The sequence below is a fragment of the Teichococcus aerophilus genome (genome assembly GCF_014490485.1).
GTDB lineage: Bacteria > Pseudomonadota > Alphaproteobacteria > Acetobacterales > Acetobacteraceae > Pseudoroseomonas > Pseudoroseomonas aerophila.
Window position 1 is genome coordinate 22042 of the sequence record NZ_JACTVA010000017.1, and the last position, 17868, is coordinate 39909.

Sequence of the window (17868 nt, forward strand, 5' to 3'; positions counted from 1 at the left end):
TCTGCACCGCTCAGCTGTCCGACAAAGCGGTCTGGCGCCTGGTGCGCGTGGCGCGGCCAGGATGCCGGGCAGGCGGGCCGGGAGCGTTTCTCCGGGCATTCCCTGCAGGCAGGGCTGGCGACGGCGGCTGGCGAGGCGAGGGCGGGCTTGGCGCAGATGATGCGGCAGACCCGGCGCCGCTCGGCCGAGGTCGCCATGGGCTACCTGCGGCCGGCAGAGATCTGGCGGCAGAATCCTTCTCAGAAGATCTGGGCAAAGCCGGCGGCGTCGGACAGGTAAGCGCCGCCGCTCATAAGCGGCGCCAAGTGCATCAGGCCAGATAGAAATCAGACGGGAGCGCAACATTGCCCGTGTAGATCTGGGCATCGCGGTATGTCGCGGCCTCATCCGAGGCAAGAAAGCCGAATGCGACCCGATCACGGCCAGCACAGGCGTCGAGCGCAGCGACATGCCAATCTCGCTCACTGGCGTCCGCATCGCGGTGCAGAACATCCTGGTACAGGACATCCACGTAGGCAGCGTTATTAAGCTGGGCAGTACGCTGCTGGAACTCTTGCGAGTTCACCACCGCGATGACCACGGCTTGTTCGTCGAGCCCGGTATGCATCAAGTCCAGAAAAAAGCGGAGGCCGCCGAGATCTGCTTGGCGCCCGAGAAGGCTAGGCTCAGGACTCGCTAATCCAGAAGAGGACGGTGGCTGCGAGGCAGATGGCTGAGAAGAAAGCATGTGCGCAGCGGTCGTAGCGCATGGCGACGCGGCGCCAGTCCTTGATGCGGCCAAACATGTTCTCGATGCGGTGCCGCTGGCGGTAGAGCGCTTTGTCATAGGGAATGGGCTGCTTGCGGTTCCGCTTTGAAGGAATGCAGGGCTCAATGCCGCGTTCGATCAGGTCCTGGCGGAAGCGGTTGCTGTCATAGCCTTTATCGCCCAGTAGGTCCTTGGCCCGCGGCAGGTGCCGCAGCATCGAAGCCGCACGCACCCTTGTGGTCGCTCATCCGGCCTTCGGTGAGCAGCAGCAGGACGGGGCGGCCCTGGCCGTCGCAGACGGCATGCAGCTTGGAATTCAGCTCGCCCTTCGTCCGACCGATACATCGGGGTAGAGCCCCTTTTTGAGCAGGCTGGCCGCCGTGCGGTGTGCTTTGAGATGGGTCGCATCGATCATCAGCCGATCGGGCTGGCCTCGTCGGCCTGCCAGGCCTGCGAAGATCCGGTTGAACATGCCCATCTGGCTCCAGCGGATGAAGCGGTTGTAGAGCGTCTTGTGCGGGCCGTACTCGGCAGGCGCGTCGCGCCAACGCAGGCCATTGCGGATGACGTGGATGATCCCGCTGACGACACGCTGGTCGTCCACCCGCGGCACGCCGTGCGACAGCGGGAAGAGAGGCGAGATCCGTGCGACCTGCGCCTCCGTCAACCAGAACAGGTCAGCCATGGCAGCACCTCCGGACGCCATGGAATCACAGCATCATCAGAGCGCAAGGGCAGATTTAATAGGTCCTGAGCCTAGCGGACGCGCTGGTCACCAGGCGCTAAGCCCGTCGTGCTACAGCCGGATGATCCTGATTCGCCGTGCACTGCTGACCTTGCTGTTGCTGACCGCCTTGACCAACGCGATCGTCAGGGAGTTGAACCGGCCGGAATGAATCACGCGATGGAACAGGGGGGTGGGCGAGAGCGCCGCCGCACCCCCATCTTCGGGTCTAATCCCGCTCGGGCTCTTCGACAGGATCTCCCGCGATCGTGGATATGGCGGCCTCTGTTTCCGCGATACGGCGGCGCAGGAGTGCCGCGAAGGTCGCGATGACGTCCGCCGCGGCAGCATTGGTGGGAACGAGCAGCGCGTATTCCGCACCGGGAACCTGGACGCCGGGATGGAACTGCCGTAGCCGGCCTCGCGCGATGTCCGGCTGTGTCAGCAGCGTCGGCGCGACGATAACTCCTTCCGCCGCCACGGCGGCCTCGTACGCGGTATAGAAGTGGGAGAAGCGTTGCCGAGGGAAGCCGACCTTGGTGATGCCCGCGGCGGTGAGCCAGCGGTCCAGGTCACCCGGCCTTGTGCGGCTTTCGATGAGGGGCAGCATCCTCAGATCCTGCTCCAGCGATGGGCTGCTCCGCAGCCCAGGGGCGATGAAGGCCGAGAGCCGCTCGCGGAACAGCGTCTCCCGTTTGTATCCCTCCGGCACGAAGCCGTCGCGCCGGATGGCGGCATCGTGCGGGATGGCAACCCAGTCCTCGCCCGTATGCGTGGCATGGATGCGGATCCGCAGATCCGGCGCCTCCTGCTCCAGGCGGGGCAGGCACGGGATCAACCAGTTCACCGAAAGGCTGGCGGGCGCCAGGATGCGCAGCTCTGTGGGTGGCCCGCGGACGGCGGCGATCTCGGCGATGCCGGTGTGGATCGTCTCGAAGCCCACGGTGACGGACATCGCCAGGCGGCGGCCCGCCGCCGTCATCGCCGTGCCCAGGCGTAGGTCCCCGGTGAACAGCTCCACGCCCAGCCACTGCTCCAGCGCGCGCAACTGCTTGGTCACGGCACCCAGGGTGACGTTCAACTCCGCGGCGGCCTCGGTGCGCGAGCCGAGGCGCGCCACGGCCTCGAAGGTGGCGATCATGCGCAGGGGCGGCATGCGCTCGCGCCCGGTTGCCCGCGTCATGACGGAACGGTGACGACTGTGTTGCAGTTAGCAGACATGAAGAAATTCCGTCGCCCTGAACGTGAAGTTAAGTCGCTCGCGCGTCCTCCTCCTACTCCGTAAACGCTCCGTCGAGAACTCGTCGGAGGCGCGGCATGCAACTTGTCATTGAAACCCGGACAGCGTCGGTCGACGTCAATGGCCGCACCTACCGCCTGCCCCAACGCCCCGTGGCGGTGATCTGCTTCGACGGCTGCGACCCCGCGTACCTCGAGACCGGTTTCAAGGCGGGTGACCTGCCCTTCCTCGCACGCTGCGCCGGGGAAGGTTTCGGTGGCAGCGCCCTGGCCGCCATGCCGACATTCACCAACCCCAACAACGCCTCCCTCGTCACCGGCGTGGAGCCGGGCGTGCACGGGGTGTCCGGCAACTACTACCTGGATCGCGTGACGGGGGAGACGGTCATGGTGACCGGCGATGCCGAGATGCGGGCTCCCACCATCCTGGCAGCAATGGCGGCGGCAGGCGTGCCGACCGCCGTGGTGACGGCTAAGGACAAGCTGCGCGCCGCGTTGGCCAAGGGCCTGCCGATCGGCCGCGGCATCGCCGTCTCCGCTCAGCACGCCGCCTCGGTGCGGGAAGAGACGCATGGGATCGGCGACCTCACGGCGCTGCTGGGCCAGCCGGAGCCGGACCAGTACTCGGCGGAGCTCTCGCTCTTCGTGCTGGATACCGGGATTGCCCTGGCCCGGCAGGGGCGGTCGCGGCTGATGTATCTCTCGCTCTCGGATTACGTCCAGCACCGGCACGCCCCGGATAGCGCAGAGGCGCGTGCCTTCATGCGCGCCGTTGACGAGCGCCTTGGCAAGTTGGCGGCGCTCGGCTGCCTCGTGGCCACCACGGCGGACCACGGTATGACCGACATGGCCCGCTCCGACGGCTCGCCAGAGATCGTCTTTGTCGGCGATGTGCTGGATGCCCGCTTCGGCCCCGGCGCCACCCGGGTGATCTGCCCCATCACCGATCCCTTCGTGCGGCACCACGGTGCACTCGGCGGCCTGGTGCGGGTCCACCTTCGTCCCGGCCCGGACGCACCCGACCTCGGCGCAGTCCTCGCGACGCTGCGGGACGAACCGCGGTTGATGGAGGTTCTGCCTGGCGCCGAGGCTTGTGCCAGATACGGCATGGCGCCGCACATGGAAGGCGACCTGACGGTCATCGCCCGGCGCGGCGTGGCGCTGGGCGGCCGCGCCACCGAGCATGACCTGTCTCAGCTCGCGGGCGAAAGGCTGCGCTCGCATGGTGGGCTGGCGGAGCAAGCCGTGCCCTTCCTGTTGTCGGAGCCGCTGAGGCCCGAATGGTTGCATGCGCATCCCCGACTCCGCAACTTCGACATCTTCGATGCCGCGCTGAACGGCGTGGAGACAGAGCGGTGAAGCGCGCCGTCGTCGTCGTGCTGGACGGGTTGCGGCGGGACCTGATCTCGGCCGAAGACACGCCCGCATTGCTGGATTTCAGCCACGCGGCGGCCCGCTTCGCCGCCCACCGTTCCGTGTTCCCCTCCGCCACCCGGGTCGTGTCGGCCAGCTTCGCGACCGGCTGCTTCCCGCGGCGCCATGGCCTGCAGGGCAATTCCGTCGCGCTGATGGATGAGGGGCGACTGGTGGTCCACGACGTCGGCAAGCCGGAGTTCATGGACGAATGGCGGCAGCTGCGCGGCCGCACCCTGGCGGTGCCCACCCTGGCCCAGCGCCTGGCGGCCGACCGGCGCCCGGCCAGCATAGTGTTCAGCAACGTCTCGCCCGGGGCGGCGCGGGCGCACGACCCGGATGGCCATGGCTGGGTGTTCCACCGCGCCTGCTCCTTCGCTCCGGGGCCCCGCCCGCTGGAAGGAGAGGAAGCGGTGTCCGACATCACCCTGGATACGGACGGCGACGGCAGGCTCACCACCCGCTTCATCGCCCAGGCCGTCCAGCGTGACGCCGCCTTGTCGGTGCTGTGGCTGGGTGAGCCGGACCACGCGCAGCACGAGGCGCCGCTGGGCTCACCTGCCTGCCGCGCCGCCATTGCGGGTGCCGATGCCTGCTTCCAGCGTGTGCGGGAAGCGGTGGAGCGGCAACGGGCGCGGGGCGAGGACATTCTCCTCATCGCCTGCTCCGACCACGGGCACCAGACGGTGACCGAGGTCGTCGATATCGATGCCGCGTTGGCTACGGCTAGGCTGGATGAGGGCGTGGCGGTCGCTTCCAACGGCACCAGCGCCCTGGTCTACCTGCATCCGGGCCACATGGCGCGGGCCGACGCCATCCTTGCTTTCCTCGGGGCGCAGCCCTGGGCCGGGGAGGTGATCTCCGGCGAGGATCTTGGCCGCATCGGGCAGGCGTCCGCCGATGCCCTGCTCTGCGCCGTCTCCATGCGGGGGGACGCGCTTGCCAATGAGTTCGGGGTGCCGGGACGCGCCGCCGCCGTGAAGCCCGCGCAGGGCAAACCGGACCGCCTGGGCTGCGGCCAGCATGGCGGCCTGAATCCGTTCGAGCAGATGCCGTTCCTGATGATCCAGGGTGACGGCTTCGCTGCCGGGCGGGAGAGCCTGGCACCGACCTGCGTGGTTGATCTCGCCCCCACCATCCTGCGCCACCTAGGCCTGTCCGACATGGGCTGTGACGGCCGGGCGCTGCAGAACCAGGAGTAGTATCGGATGACCTTCTCCCTTTCCCGCCGCGCGGCACTTGGTGGCCTGGCCTCCCTGCCGCTAGCCGGCATGGCCCCGGCCTTCGCCCAGCCATCCGCTCCACAGGCTCCGCGCCGGGGCGGGGTGCTGCAATACGCCACCCTCGGCCTCGATACCTCGGACCCGCACCGCCACACCGGCGCGATTGGGGTGCAGCAGGCCTTCGTCGAGGGCCTGACGAGCATCGCCGCCAATGGCAGCGTGGAGCCGTTCCTGGCCGAAGCCTTCGAAGTCTCGGCCGATGGCAAGACCTACACCTTCCGCATCCGCCCAGGTGTGCGCTTCCACAATGGCGACGTGCTGGCCGCCGCCGATGTCGTCGCGAACATGGAACGGGTGAAGACCAAGGTGAAAGGCGGCTGGCTGACCAGCGCCATGCGCCAGGCGGAGAGCATGGAGGCACCGGACGAGCGCACCGTCGTGCTGCGCCTGAAGGAGCCGTTCGCGCCGCTGCTGAACCTGGTGTCGGAGCTGTGGATCCTGTCGCCGAAATCGCCCGGTTGGGAGGAGACGATCACCCAGCCGATCGGGACCGGCCCCTTCACCTTCGGCACCTGGCAGCCCAAGGTCCGCTTCCAGGCCCCGGCCTTCGAAGGCTACTGGCAGCAGGGCAGGCCCTACCTCTCGGCGGTGGAGTTCGATCTGCGGGAGGTGGCCGACCCGGGCCTCGCGCTGCGCGCCGGGGACCTGCACGTCGCCTCCGTGACGCGCGACAAGCTGCGCCCGCTGCAGCGCGACGCCGCGATGAAGCCGGCGCCCATCCGCGACACGACCTGGTACTTCGCGTCCTTCAACAACCGCAGGCCGCGCGCGCCGCTGCAGGACCCGCGCGTGCGCCAGGCCATCGGCCACGCCATCGACAAGCGCGCGCTGATGACCTTCGCGGCCGGGCCGGATGCCATCGTCACCAACCAGATGGTGATCCCCGGCAATGTCTACTTCGACCAGGCCACGCATGACGCCGACGCCTACGCCAAGCCCGACCTGGACCGCGCGCGCGCCCTGCTGCGCGAAGCCGGGGTGAACCCGGCACAGCACCGGCTGGAAGTCGTCTCCTGGCAAAGCGCCTGGCCGCAGGCCGTGGTGCAGATGATCAAGAAGCTCGGCTTCGAGGTGAACCACGTGCCGTTGGATGATGTCGGCGCGCAGCGCCGCCTCGGCCAGTACGACTGGGACATCGCCCTGATGGAATCCGGCCCGCGCGCCGACATCTTCCTGCGCTACGTCCGCCTGACCAGCGATGGGCCCAACCCCGTGCTGTGGGGCGGCATCCAGGACGAGGCGCTGGACGGGCTGATTGACAGGGCCGTGGCCGAGCCGGACCAGACGCGCCGCGTGGCCAACTACCTCGCGGCCTGGAAGCGCATCATGGAGAAGGACTACTTCTACGTCCTCGGCCATGAGCAATCGATCATCGTCAGCCGCGCCGAGGTGCAGGGCTGGGAGCCGGGCTTCACCTGGTCCCCGCACTGGGCCAGCGGCGGCCTGGCGCAGACCTGGCTGAAAGCGTGATGGGCGGCGCCGCGATCCTGCCCGTGGATGTCGCCGGGCGGCATGGCCCATCGGGCCGCCTCCTGGTGGGGGCTGCCCTGGTGCTGCTGGCGCTGGCTCCGGGGCTGGTCCGCCTGCTCCTCGGCGGCGCCGATCCGCTGGACCAGGATCTGCTGGCGCTGAACCTGCCACCAGGTGCCGGGCATCCGCTCGGCACCGACCATCTTGGCCGCGACGTGCTGGCGCGCCTGACCGTCGGCACGTGGCTGACGCTGGGCACAGGCATCGGCGGCGTGCTGCTGGCGGCGCTGGCCGGCGGCGTGGTGGCGCTGCTGGCGCTGACGCTGGGCGGCGCCGCCCGCGCCACGGCCTACGCCGTCTTCGACCTGCTGCGGGTGCTGCCCGGCGTTCTGCTCGCGCTGCTGACCGCTGTGGCGCTGGGCAATGGCGTCGGGCCGGTGACGCTGGCACTGGGCCTGTCCTTCGCACCGCTCTTCGCCGAGGTGGTGCGCGCCACCCACGAACGCGAGATGGCGGCCGACTACGTGGCGGCGGCCCAGGTCTTCGGACTGGGCCGGCTGGCGGTGCTGTGGCGGCACGTCCTGCCCAACTTGGCCGGGCCGGCGGTGACGCTCTGCGCCATCGTGCTGCCGCGCTGCATCGTCACGGAATCCGTCCTGTCCTTCCTCGGCCTCGGCGTTTCCCCCGACCAGCCGAGCTGGGGGCGGATGATCGCCGATGCCAGCGGCTTCGCCGAGGACGCGCCGCACGCAGTCCTGGCGCCTATGCTGGCGCTCGCCCTGCTGACGCTCGGCCTGTCCCTGCTGGGCGAGGCGGCGCGGCGACGCTTCGACCCGCTGCGCCGGGAGCAGCGCCCGTGAGGGCCTTTCTTCCCCTGGGCATCAGCCTGCTGCGCGCGCTGGTGCTCGTGGCCACCATCACCTTCATCGTCTTCCTGCTGATCCGCGCGGTGCCGGGCGACGTCGTGGACGTGCTGGCCGCCCAGGGCGACCTGACACCGGCGCAACAGGCCGCCCTGCGCGTGGATCTCGGCCTTGATGGGACGGTGGCCGAGCAGTTCCTGCGCTGGCTGCGCCAGGCGGTGGCAGGCGACCTCGGGCAGTCCGTCCGCTTCGGCCGACCTGTCATCGGCATGGTGGAACAGGCCATCCCCTCCACCATCGTCTTCGCCGCCGCCGCATTCTCGTTCGGACTCTGTCTCGCCCTGGTCCTGGCGCTCGGGGCGCTGATGGCGCCGCGCTCGCCGCTACCAGCGCTGGTGGAGGCCATCAACCTGTGGTCCATCGCGGTGCCGACCTTCGTCGCGGGCATGGCGGCGATCCTGGTCTTCTCCATCTGGCTGGGCTGGCTGCCGGTGATCGGCAACATGGTCGCGCCGGTGGTGATCCTCGGGCTCGACATCGCCGGGCAACTCGCCAAGCCGCTGCTGGAGGAACTGCGCGAGGCGAGGCTCGCGCCGCATGTCCGCGCAGCCCGGGCGCGTGGCATCCACCCCGTGCTGGTCGCGGCGCGGTACGTGCTGCCCAAGACGGTTCCGGTGCTGCTGGCGCTGTCCTCCATCAGCCTGGCATCGCTGATCGGCGGCACCATGACCATGGAAGCGCTGTTCGGCCTGCCCGGGTTGGGCAGCCTGGTGCTGAACGCCGTCAGCGGGCGCGACTACCCGGTGCTGCAGGCGGTGGTCATGGTACTCGCCCTGGGCGTCGTGCTGATCAACGCGGTGGCCGACCTGGCGCGCCGCCTGACCGACCCGAGGATGCGCGCATGAGCATCGAGACCGCCTCTCCCCTGCTGCGCATTTCCGGCCTGCAGGTGGGGTTCCCCGGCGCGGCGCCGCTGGTGCGCGACCTCGGCTTCACCCTCTCGAAAGGGGAGGTGCTGGGGTTGGTCGGCGAGTCCGGCAGCGGCAAGTCGCTCACGGTATCCGCGCTGATCGGCCTGTTGCCGGATGGCATGGCGGCGCGGGGCAGCGCCATGTTTGATGGGCAGGACCTGCTGTCCCTGCCGCCGCAGGGCTGGCGCGCGCTGCGAGGGCGGCGGATCGGCATGGTCTTCCAGGACCCGCTGGCGGCGCTCAACCCCTTCATGACGATCGGTGCGCAACTGGCCGAGGCGATCAAGGCCCATCACCCGCTGCGCGGCCGGGATCTGCATGCACGCGCCGAAGAACTGCTCGGCGAGGTGGGCCTGGAGCGGACTTTCCTCGGCCTTTATCCGCATGCTCTCTCGGGGGGGCAGCAACAGCGGGCGGTGATTGCCCTGGCGCTTTCGGGCGACCCTTGCCTGCTGCTGGCGGACGAGCCGACCACGGCGCTCGATACGGTCGTGCAGGCACAGATCCTGGCCCTGCTGCGGCGCCTGGTCGCATCGCGAGGGTTGGCGGCGGTCTTTATATCCCACGACCTCGGGGTGGTCGCGCGCATCGCCGACACGGTCGGCATCATGTGCCAGGGCGAGTTGCTGGAGGCCGGACCGACCGCGCAACTGCTGTCCGAACCGTCCCATTCCTACAGTCGTAGCCTCGTTGCCGCCTGCCGCGACCTGCCGGGCTGGGAGGAGGCACCCATCGCCGATGTTCCGGCCCTTCGCCTGCGCAACCTGATCGTCAGCTACGGCTCGGGAGGCCTGTTCCGCCAACCGCGCCAGGTGGTGCACGGGATCGACCTGGATGTCCCGGCAGGCGGGGTGCTGAGCGTCGTCGGCGCATCCGGCGGCGGCAAGAGCAGCATCGCCCGCGCGCTGGTGGGGCTGGCCGGGGCGAAGGCCGATGTCTGCGAGATCGGCGGCGTATCCATGCCATTGGGGCCGCGGGGGCGGCGCAGCGACGTGGCACAACGCGTCCAGATCGTCTTCCAGAACCCCACGGCGTCGCTCAACCCGCGCATGACGGTGGCCCAGGTGTTGGCAGAAGCCCTCAGGCGCCTGGGGCTGCCGCGCGGGGAGGAGCAACGCCGCATGGTCGCCGCGCTGGACGAAGTTGGGCTCGGCGGCGAATATCTGCGCCGGTTTCCCCATCAACTCTCCGGCGGGCAGAAGCAGCGTGTCGCCATCGCCCGGGCCTTGCTGACCGAGCCGACGCTGTTGATCTGCGATGAGATCCTCTCGGCCTTGGACGCCACGGTGCAGGCGCAGATCCTGCGGCTCCTGTGCCGGCTGCGGCTCGAACGCGGCCTCGCACTGCTCTTCATCGGGCACGATCTCGGCGTCGTGCGGACCCTGGGTGGTTCGGTCGCGGTGATCGAGGCGGGACGTATCGTCGAAAAGGGCAGGGCTGCCGAGGTGCTGGCCCAGCCACGGCACAGCTTCACGCAGCGCCTGGTGGCAGCCGAAGTCTCCGTCTCGCCGCAGTGGAGCCAGACCCAAGTCGCGGCGGAGTACCCTGGTCTTCAGCGTGCGGTCGTCGCTGGCTGACGCCAAAGGATCACAGCGTATCGGACGTTTCCCAGAGCGGCCATGCTCCCGGTACGAATGCTGCTAGAGGCTGTTATGGACCTGCGGGTGGGTAACGATCAGGCTGCAGGGGATGTGTGCCCGCAAGCCTTACCCCTCCGACGTTTCTGATGACGAATGGGCGCTGGTCGCGCCCTACCTGACGCTGCTGCCGGAGGCGGCCGGGCAGCGCGAGCATAGCTTGCGCGAGGCGTTCAACGGCCTGCGCTATGTCATCAAGACCGGCGCGCCCTGGCGCTGGATGCCGAACGACCTGCCGCCTTAGGCCGCTGTCTATCAACAGGCGCAGCGCTGGCTGGCAGCGGGCTGCTTTGAGGCACTGGCCGAGGATCTCAGGGCGGTGCCGCGGCGGGCAGCCGGAAGAACAGCGCAGCCCAGCGCTGCCATCCTGGACAGCCGTACGCTGCGCTCATCGCCGGAAAGCGGTGAGCGAGCCGGATATGACGGCGCCAAGCGCAAGAAGGGCTCGAAGCTGCATCTGGCGGTCGACACGCTGGGCCACCTGCTGGCGCTGCACGTCACACCTGCCAGCGCAGATGACCGCGTCGAGGTTGGGCGCCTGGCGCAGGCGGTGCAGGCTTCCACCGGGCAGAGTGTCGATCTGGCCTATGTCGACCAGGGCTATACCGGCGCACGGGCGGCCGAGGCCGCCAGGGCGCATGGCATCGCGTTGGAAGTGGTGAAGCTGCCAGAGGCCAAGCGCGGCTCCGTGCTGCTGCCGCGGCGCTGGGTGGTCGAGCGATCCTTTGCCTCGGCCACCCGTTTCCGGCGGCTGGTGAAGGACTACGAGCGCTATGCCAGCACCCTTGCCGATCTCCACCTCATCGCCTTCGCCTGCCTCATGCTCAAGCAGGCCGCTCTACTCACCCCAGGTCCATAACGGCCTCTAGGCTCAGGACCTATTAAATCCGGTTTCTGCGAATTGATGATGCTGTGATTCCATGGCGGCGGAGGTGCTGCCATGGCGGATTTGTTTTGGCTGAATGAAGGGCAGATCCAGCGGATCTCGCCCTTTTTCCGCTCTCCCACGGGCGGAAGACCAGCGTGTCGTCAGCGTCTCCTCCACGTCATCCGCAAGGGCCTGCGCTGGCGTGACACGCCCGCCGAGTACGGTCCGCACAAAACCCTCTACAACCGCTTCATCCGCTGGAGCCGCATGGGGGTCTTCAACCGCATCTTCGCCGGGCTGGCCGGACGCAAAGGCCAGCCGGACCTGCTGATGATCGATGCCACCCACCTCAAGGCGCATCGTACAGCCGCCAGCCTGCTCAAAAAGGGGCTGTACCCGCCGTATCGGGCGCACCAAGGGCGGCCTGAACTCCAAGCTGCACGCCGCCTGCGACGGCCAGGGCCGCCCGCTCGTCTTGCTGCTCTCGAAAGGTCAGATGAGCGACCACAAGGACGCCATCCTGATGTGGCCCAGCCTGCCACCCGCCAAAGCCCTGCTGGGCGACAAGGGCTATGACAGCAACCAGCTCCGCCACACCCTCATCGACCGCGGCATCGAACCCAACATTCCTTCAAAGCGGAACCGCAAGCAGTCCATTCCATATGACAAGGCGCTTTGCCGCCAGCGGCACCGCATCGACAACATGTTCGGACGGCCGAAAGACTGTCGGCGCATCGCCATGCGTTACGACCGCTGCGCCCACACCGTCTTCTCCGCCATCTGCCTCGCCTGCTCCGTACTCTTCTGGATCAATGAGTCTCGAGCCTAAGAGAACCGCAGGATCAGTGTCGTAGCGCCTCGGCCAAGTAGTCGACGAAGACGCGCACCCGTGCCGGCATGTTGGCGCCGCCGACGAAAACGGCGTGGATCGGCTCAGCATCGCCCGGATTGAACGCCTCCAGCAGCGGCACCAGCCGGCCGGAGGCAATGTCCTCCACCACGCCGAAATTGCCGATGCGGGTGACGCCGACGCCCGCCAGTGCCAGTTGCCCCAGTGTCTCGCCGTTGTTGGCCTCGATGTCACCGGTCACGGTCAGCGCATAGTCTCGTCCGTCACGGCGGAACGGCCAGGTCGGCTCGGCGCGGCGGAAGTTGAAGTTCAAACAGTTGTGTCGGTGCAGGTCCTCCGGCACGCCCGGCGTACCGCGCCGGGCCAGATAGTCGGGCGAGGCAACGATGCTGCGACCGGTCTCACCCAGACGGCGGGCCGTCAACGGGCTGTCGGCCAGCGGACCGAAGCGGACGGCGACGTCGGCCTCGCCGCCCATCACGTCCACCACCGTGTCGGTCAGGCCTATATCCACCAGGATATGAGGGAAGCGCCGTACGAAGTCGGCCAGCAGCGGCACGATACACAGCCGGCCATGCGTGAAGGCCGCGCTGACCCGCAGCCGCCCGCGCGGAGCGCCGCGGTCGGCAATGATCCGCTCGGACTCGTCGAGGTCGGCCAGGATGCGCCGTGCCGCCGCGAGATAGCTGTGACCCTCCGCCGTCAACATGATGGCGCGCGTAGTGCGCAGCATCAACCGCACGCCGAGCCGCGCCTCGATGCGGTCGATCCTGCGGCTGACGGCCGAGGGTGTGAGCCCCAGCGCGCGCCCGGCTGCGGACAGGCTGCCGCCCTGCGCCACGGCCGCGAACACTTCCAGTTCCCGTGCGCGGTCGGTCCCGGTGTCGTCCACCTTTGCGTCCATGTCAAAGATCCTTGGCCTCCGTACTCACTACCGCTGCGTCTCCGGCCCGTCCATCTGTGCGTCTAAGGACGACCAACGGATCTCGGATCACTATCATGGAATATCGTCAACTCGGACGCTCGGGCCTGCGGGTCCCCGTCCTCAGCTTTGGCACCGGCACCTTCGGCGGCACCGGGCCCCTGTTTGGCGCCTGGGGGCGAAGCGACGCGCGCGAAGCACGGCGGCTGCTCGACATCTGCCTGGACGCCGGCGTCAACCTGTTCGATACGGCGGACGTGTACTCCGAAGGCGCCTCGGAGCAGGTGCTGGGCGAGGCCATCAAGGGCCGACGCGACGCCGTGCTGATCTCCACCAAGACCGGCCTGCCGACGGGCGAGGGCGCCAACGACTGGGGCGCCTCGCGCGCCCGGTTGGTACGCGTGGTGGACGGCATGCTGAAGCGCCTCGGCACCGACCATATCGACCTGCTTCAGCTGCACGCCTTCGATGCCTCGACCCCGGTCGAGGAGCTGCTGGAGACGCTGGACCGGCTGATCGGCGCAGGCAAGCTGCGTTACGCAGGCGTTTCCAACTACCCCGGCTGGCAGCTGATGAAGCTGCTGGCCGCCGCTGACCGCGACGGCCGGCCGCGCCCCGTGGCGCACCAGGTGTACTACTCGCTGATCGGCCGCGCCTACGAAGCCGACCTGATGCCGCTGGGCGCCGATCAGGGCGTGGCCGCGCTGGTATGGAGCCCGCTTGGCTGGGGCCGCCTGACCGGTCAGATCCGCCGCGGCGCGCCAATCCCGCCTACCAGCCGCCTGCACGCGACTGCCGCCTTCGCGCCGCCGGTGGAGGACGAGCACCTGTTTCGGGTGGTGGACGCGCTGGAGGCCGTGGCGGCCGAGACCGGCCGGACGGTGCCGCAGGTGGCCATCAACTGGCTGCTGCGGCGCCCGACCGTCGCCTCGGTGATCATTGGCGCGCGGGACGAGGCGCAGCTGCGGCAGAACCTCGGCGCCGTCGGCTGGAGCCTGACGTCCGCGCAAGTGGCCGCGTTAGACGCCGCCAGCGACGTGCTGCCTCCTTATCCGCACACGCCCTACCGCCAGCAGGAAGGCTTCGCGCGGCTGAATCCCCCGCTGGTTTAGGGCGCCTTCGAGAGGGCGGTGTCACCTCGACCACCCGGCAGGGGATGCCGGTCCCTTGTAACTGCGCCTCGAAGGAATGGGTGTCCGGAAGCCCCAGGCCTTTCACGCTCTCAGGCAACACCCTGAACGGATCGACAATCATGAATCTGAACTTCCCGTTGCTCGCCCTGGCGATCGGGGCCTTCGGCATCGGCGTCACCGAGTTCGCGCCGATGGGCCTGCTGCCGGTGATCGCCGGCGACCTCGACGTCTCCATCCCGACCGCTGGGCTGCTGATCAGCGCCTATGCCGTCGGCGTCATGCTCGGTGCGCCGCTGATGACGCTGGCCTTCGCGCGCGTGCCGCGCCGCAGGCTGCTGGTCGGGCTGATGGCCATCTTCACGCTGGGCAATCTGCTCGCCGCCATGTCCACCGGCTACGGCATGCTGCTGGCGGCGCGGCTGCTGACCTCGCTCAACCACGGCGCCTTCTTCGGCGTGGGCTCGGTGGTCGCGGCCGGGCTGGTGCCGGCGAACCGGAGGGCCGGCGCGGTCGCCACCATGTTCATGGGCCTGACGGTCGCCACCGTGCTGGGCGTGCCGCTGGCCACCTGGGCTGGCGACCAGGTGGGCTGGCGCGCCACCTTCTGGGGCATCGCGGGGCTCGGCGTGGTCGCCATGGCGGCGTTGCGGCTGACCCTGCCGGCCGTTGCTGCCGACGCGGGCGGCGACATGCTGGCCGAGCTGCGCATGCTGGGGCGCGGCCCCGTACTGGCGGCGTTGACGCTGACGGTACTGGGTGCCAGTGCGATGTTCACGGTGTTCACCTACATCGCGCCGATCCTGCAGGAGCAGACCGGCGCGTCGATCGGCTTCGTCACGGCGATGCTCGTGACCTATGGCGTGGGACTGACGGTGGGCAACTGGCTGGGCGGGCGCTTCGCCGACCGCTCGGTGGACCGCACGCTCATCGTCATGCTGGCGGCGCTGGTGGTGGTGCTGCTGCTTTTTGCCCTGGCGATGCCCTTCACGGTGCCCAGCGCGGTTCTGATCTTCCTTTGGGGCGTGGCAAGCTTTGCCATCGTGCCGCCGTTGCAGATGCGCGTGATGACGGCGGCCGCGGGCGCGCCCAACCTCGCCTCCGCGGTCAACATCGGCGCCTTCAACCTGGGTAACGCCATCGGCGCCGCGCTGGGTGGCGCGGTGATCGGCGGCGGGCTGGGCTATCCCGCCGTGGCCGTGGCCGTGGCGGGTGCGGCCGCCGCGGCTTGCGGGCTGGCCTTCATCCTGCTGCTGAAGCGGCACCGCACCGGCGTGACCACGGCACCCTCCTGATGGCAGGTCGCGGCAAGGCCCGTCACCTGCCGCGACCGGCACGCGCTGGCCGGGCCGCCGGCAGACCTTCCTAGCCAGGCTGGTAGGGAGCGTTGTACGACCCGCTGGCCCTCATCAATGGTGTGACGGAGAAATCTCGATGGAGGATTGTTGTTTAGAGCGGCTAACAGAACGGCACCAGCCAGCGATCCAGGTCAGCGCCGCCACCATGAACGGTCGCCATCCTCGCCTCCCGCCGCATTGCTCGACAGGAGGGAACCTTCCAGCCTCAAAGTGACCGAGTAGTGCTACGTCTCAAGGCCCCTGCGAAGGGGTCGCCAACGGCGGCCAGCGACGTGACTCGGACCTCGCGTAAATGGGCTGATATGCGCAGTATCGTTTCATCACGAGATATGCACGAGAGGCTGTTATGGACCTGCGGCCCGTCGAGCGGCTTGCTTGAGCATGATGCAGGCAAAGGCGACGAGGTGGAGATCGGCAAGAGTGATGGCGTAGCGGTCGTAGTCCTTCACCAGCCGCCGAAAGCGGTGGCCTAGGCAAACGATCGCTCGACGACCCAGCGTCGCGGCAGTAACACGAAGCCGCGCTCCGGCAACTTCACGACCTCCAGTTCGATGCTGTGCGCCCTGGCAGCCTTGGCAGCCAGCGCGACGGTGTAATCCTGGTCGACATGGGCCAGTTCGACGCGCTGCCAGGTAGAGGCCTGCACCGCGCCCTGGCCAGCCGAGCGTGTCGATCGCCAGGTGTAGCTTGGAACCCCTCTTGCGCTTGGCGCCGTCATACCCCACCCGCTCGCCACTCTCAGGAGATGAGTACAGCGTCCGGCTGTCCAGAATGACAGCGCTGGGCTGCGCCTTTCGCCCCGCGGCCAGTCGCAGCACCGTCCGCCGATCCTCGGCCAGTGCTACGAGGCAGCCTGCCGCCAGCCAGCGCTGCGCCTGCTGATAGACGGCGGCCCAGGGTGGCAGATCGTTCGGCATCCAGCGCCAGGGCGCGCCAGTCTTGATCATGCAGCGCAAGCCGTTGAACACCGCGTAAGCTGTGTTCTCGCTGCTCAGCATGCTCTGGCACTAGCGTCAGATAGGGCGCGACCAGCGCCCATTCGTCATCGGAAACGTCAAAGGGGTAGGGCTTGCGGGAACGCGTGCCCCGCAGCCTGATCGTTACCCACCCGCAGCTCCATAACAGCCTCTAGTATGTCCTGAAGTCTTCAGTGCCACGGAGTGACTTGTCACGGACTTCGGCCGCGGCGGCAGACACATCGGCGATATAGGCTTGGGCATTGGTGGCGTGAATGGTGTTGAGCGCCAGGTGAATGGCTTTGGGCCTCACATTGCGCCCCACAAACCAGCCGCGTGTGCCCAAGCGCTCGGCCAGCGCATCGAGGTCCAGCGCCGGATCGGTGGAGCGGTAGAGCAGCATGCAAAGGTCTGAAGGTCGTACCACCTCCAACCCGGGAATGGACTCGATGCCCGCCACCAGGCGGGTCTTCGCGTCCATGATCAGGCGCGCATGCTCCCGGTAGCCCTCGCGGCCGAGGTGATTGACCATGGCCCAGGCGGCGGCGATCGAGCCGCCAGGCCGCGTGCCGGAAAAGGTCTCGGTGGCATAGGTGCCGCGCGGCCAGGCATCGAACTCGAAGGTGTGGTGGCGCTTCAGCGCGGCATCGCGTAACAGCACCAGCGACGCGCCCTTCGCCGCGTAGCCGTATTTGTGCAGGTCGGCTGATAGGCTGGTCACGCCGGGCACGCGGAAGTCGAAGTCGGGCAAAGCCTCACCCAGCTCTCGCCAGAAGGGCGCCAGGAAGCCGCCGACACAGGCATCGACGTGGAACCACATTCCGCGCTGCTGCGCGACGGCGCCGATCGCGGCGATGGGGTCGAAGACGCCATGCGAATAGCCGGGCGCGGAAGCCGCGAGCATCACCGTGTTCTCGTCGATCGCCGCCGCGATGGCCGCCGGATCGGCGCGGAAATCGGTGCCCATTGGCGTGCGGACGACATCCAGGCCGAGGAAGGACGCCGCCTTGTTGAAGGTGGCGTGCAGCGTCTCGCAGGCGACGATGTTGGGGCGGCCGCGTACCGGCTTCGCATTGCGGGCGGCCAGCACCGCCAGGAAGATGCTTTCGGTGCCGCCGCTGGTGAAGGTGCCGCCGGCGCCCGGCGGGGCCTCGAACAATGACAATCCCATCTCGACCAGCTCGGTTTCCAGCCGTGCCAGCGAGGGAAAGGCGCGCTTGCCCAGCGCGTTCTCGCTGAAATACAGCGCATACGCATCCTGCGCCACGCGCAGCAGCGCGTCGTCGCGGTAATAGGTATAGACGGCCAGTTTGCCATTGCGCCAGTCGATGTCGGACTGCTTGGCCTCGGTCAGCGTGGCTTCCAGCGCTGGCCAGGCCGTGCCAGAGTCCGGGAAGGGGCGGCGTGTCGCCGCGGCGATGGTGTCTGGCATGTCG

General features: G+C 68.5%; 13 protein-coding genes and 3 pseudogenes. 10 read left to right on the top strand and 6 right to left on the bottom strand.

Annotated features, from left to right (window positions below; translation table 11 throughout):
• Positions 1–310 precede the first annotated feature (310 nt).
• From IBL26_RS11205 to IBL26_RS11215, 3 genes and pseudogenes are all read right to left on the bottom strand, one after another.
• A complete protein-coding gene (locus IBL26_RS11205) occupies positions 311–727 on the bottom strand; it encodes a DUF4214 domain-containing protein (protein WP_408901921.1) in 417 nt (138 codons plus the stop codon).
• Positions 666–1433: pseudogene (locus tag IBL26_RS11210) on the bottom strand (IS5 family transposase). The gene IBL26_RS11205 and the pseudogene IBL26_RS11210 overlap by 62 nt, the downstream one beginning before the upstream one ends.
• 268 nt (positions 1434–1701) lie before the next feature.
• A complete protein-coding gene (locus IBL26_RS11215; RefSeq protein ID WP_187784576.1) occupies positions 1702–2628 on the bottom strand; it encodes a LysR substrate-binding domain-containing protein in 927 nt (308 codons plus the stop codon).
• 161 nt (positions 2629–2789) lie between these two features.
• Between IBL26_RS11215 and phnA the strand changes: the two genes are divergently transcribed.
• From phnA to IBL26_RS11255, 8 genes and pseudogenes are all read left to right on the top strand, one after another.
• Positions 2790–4070, top strand: coding sequence for a phosphonoacetate hydrolase (gene phnA, locus IBL26_RS11220; RefSeq protein WP_187784577.1), 1281 nt, complete (start codon positions 2790–2792; stop codon positions 4068–4070).
• Positions 4067–5326, top strand: a complete 1260-nt coding sequence (locus IBL26_RS11225) for an alkaline phosphatase family protein (protein WP_187784578.1) — start codon at positions 4067–4069, stop codon at positions 5324–5326. The genes phnA and IBL26_RS11225 overlap by 4 nt, the downstream gene beginning before the upstream one ends.
• A gap of 6 nt (positions 5327–5332) precedes the next feature.
• Entirely contained in the window at positions 5333–6877 is a 1545-nt protein-coding gene (locus IBL26_RS11230; RefSeq protein ID WP_187784579.1) for an ABC transporter substrate-binding protein, read from the top strand.
• The gene (locus tag IBL26_RS11235; RefSeq protein ID WP_187784580.1) at positions 6877–7737 is read left to right on the top strand and encodes an ABC transporter permease; all 861 of its coding nucleotides are present in this window, start codon (positions 6877–6879) and stop codon (positions 7735–7737) included. The genes IBL26_RS11230 and IBL26_RS11235 overlap by 1 nt, the downstream gene beginning before the upstream one ends.
• Positions 7734–8645 carry an ABC transporter permease gene (locus IBL26_RS11240; RefSeq protein WP_187784581.1) on the top strand — a complete coding sequence of 304 codons (912 nt, stop codon included), beginning with the start codon at positions 7734–7736 and terminating at the stop codon, positions 8643–8645. The genes IBL26_RS11235 and IBL26_RS11240 overlap by 4 nt, the downstream gene beginning before the upstream one ends.
• Positions 8642–10288 (top strand): ATP-binding cassette domain-containing protein, encoded by a 1647-nt coding sequence (locus IBL26_RS11245; protein WP_187784582.1) that lies wholly within the window; start codon positions 8642–8644, stop codon positions 10286–10288. Before IBL26_RS11240 ends, IBL26_RS11245 begins: the two co-directional genes overlap by 4 nt.
• Before the next feature lie 112 nt (positions 10289–10400).
• Positions 10401–11207: pseudogene (locus IBL26_RS11250) on the top strand (IS5 family transposase).
• Positions 11208–11288: 81 nt separating this feature from the next.
• Positions 11289–12045 (top strand): IS5 family transposase gene (locus tag IBL26_RS11255; protein WP_206684195.1). Its coding sequence is split into 2 segments (ribosomal slippage): positions 11289–11617 and positions 11616–12045, totalling 759 coding nucleotides; the frame shifts between segments, so codons are not numbered across the junction.
• A gap of 13 nt (positions 12046–12058) precedes the next feature.
• Here the strand turns inward: IBL26_RS11255 and IBL26_RS11260 are convergent.
• Positions 12059–12970, bottom strand: coding sequence for a LysR family transcriptional regulator (locus tag IBL26_RS11260; protein ID WP_187784583.1), 912 nt, complete (start codon positions 12968–12970; stop codon positions 12059–12061).
• Between the two features lie 95 nt (positions 12971–13065).
• Between IBL26_RS11260 and IBL26_RS11265 the strand changes: the two genes are divergently transcribed.
• Together IBL26_RS11265 and IBL26_RS11270 are read left to right on the top strand one after the other, a co-directional pair.
• Positions 13066–14100, top strand: coding sequence for an aldo/keto reductase (locus tag IBL26_RS11265; protein ID WP_187784584.1), 1035 nt, complete (start codon positions 13066–13068; stop codon positions 14098–14100).
• Between the two features lie 140 nt (positions 14101–14240).
• The gene (locus IBL26_RS11270; protein WP_187784585.1) at positions 14241–15413 is read left to right on the top strand and encodes an MFS transporter; all 1173 of its coding nucleotides are present in this window, start codon (positions 14241–14243) and stop codon (positions 15411–15413) included.
• 407 nt (positions 15414–15820) lie between these two features.
• Here the strand turns inward: IBL26_RS11270 and IBL26_RS11275 are convergent.
• Together IBL26_RS11275 and IBL26_RS11280 are read right to left on the bottom strand one after the other, a co-directional pair.
• Positions 15821–16568: pseudogene (locus IBL26_RS11275) on the bottom strand (transposase).
• A 36-nt stretch (positions 16569–16604) separates the two neighbouring features.
• Positions 16605–17864 carry a pyridoxal phosphate-dependent decarboxylase family protein gene (locus IBL26_RS11280; RefSeq protein WP_187784586.1) on the bottom strand — a complete coding sequence of 420 codons (1260 nt, stop codon included), beginning with the start codon at positions 17862–17864 and terminating at the stop codon, positions 16605–16607.
• Positions 17865–17868 lie beyond the last annotated feature (4 nt).

What these genes read in the sequence shown, in the direction of transcription:
- IBL26_RS11205 (WP_408901921.1), bottom strand. Translation starts at nt 727, where the DNA reads ATGCTTTCTTCTCAGCCATCTGCCTCGCAGCCACCGTCCTCTTCTGGA.
- IBL26_RS11215 (WP_187784576.1), bottom strand. Translation starts at nt 2,628, where the DNA reads ATGCCGCCCCTGCGCATGATCGCCACCTTCGAGGCCGTGGCGCGCCTC.
- phnA (WP_187784577.1), top strand. Translation starts at nt 2,790, where the DNA reads ATGCAACTTGTCATTGAAACCCGGACAGCGTCGGTCGACGTCAATGGC.
- IBL26_RS11230 (WP_187784579.1), top strand. Translation starts at nt 5,333, where the DNA reads ATGACCTTCTCCCTTTCCCGCCGCGCGGCACTTGGTGGCCTGGCCTCC.
- IBL26_RS11235 (WP_187784580.1), top strand. Translation starts at nt 6,877, where the DNA reads ATGGGCGGCGCCGCGATCCTGCCCGTGGATGTCGCCGGGCGGCATGGC.
- IBL26_RS11245 (WP_187784582.1), top strand. Translation starts at nt 8,642, where the DNA reads ATGAGCATCGAGACCGCCTCTCCCCTGCTGCGCATTTCCGGCCTGCAG.
- IBL26_RS11260 (WP_187784583.1), bottom strand. Translation starts at nt 12,970, where the DNA reads ATGGACGCAAAGGTGGACGACACCGGGACCGACCGCGCACGGGAACTG.
- IBL26_RS11265 (WP_187784584.1), top strand. Translation starts at nt 13,066, where the DNA reads ATGGAATATCGTCAACTCGGACGCTCGGGCCTGCGGGTCCCCGTCCTC.
- IBL26_RS11270 (WP_187784585.1), top strand. Translation starts at nt 14,241, where the DNA reads ATGAATCTGAACTTCCCGTTGCTCGCCCTGGCGATCGGGGCCTTCGGC.
- IBL26_RS11280 (WP_187784586.1), bottom strand. Translation starts at nt 17,864, where the DNA reads ATGCCAGACACCATCGCCGCGGCGACACGCCGCCCCTTCCCGGACTCT.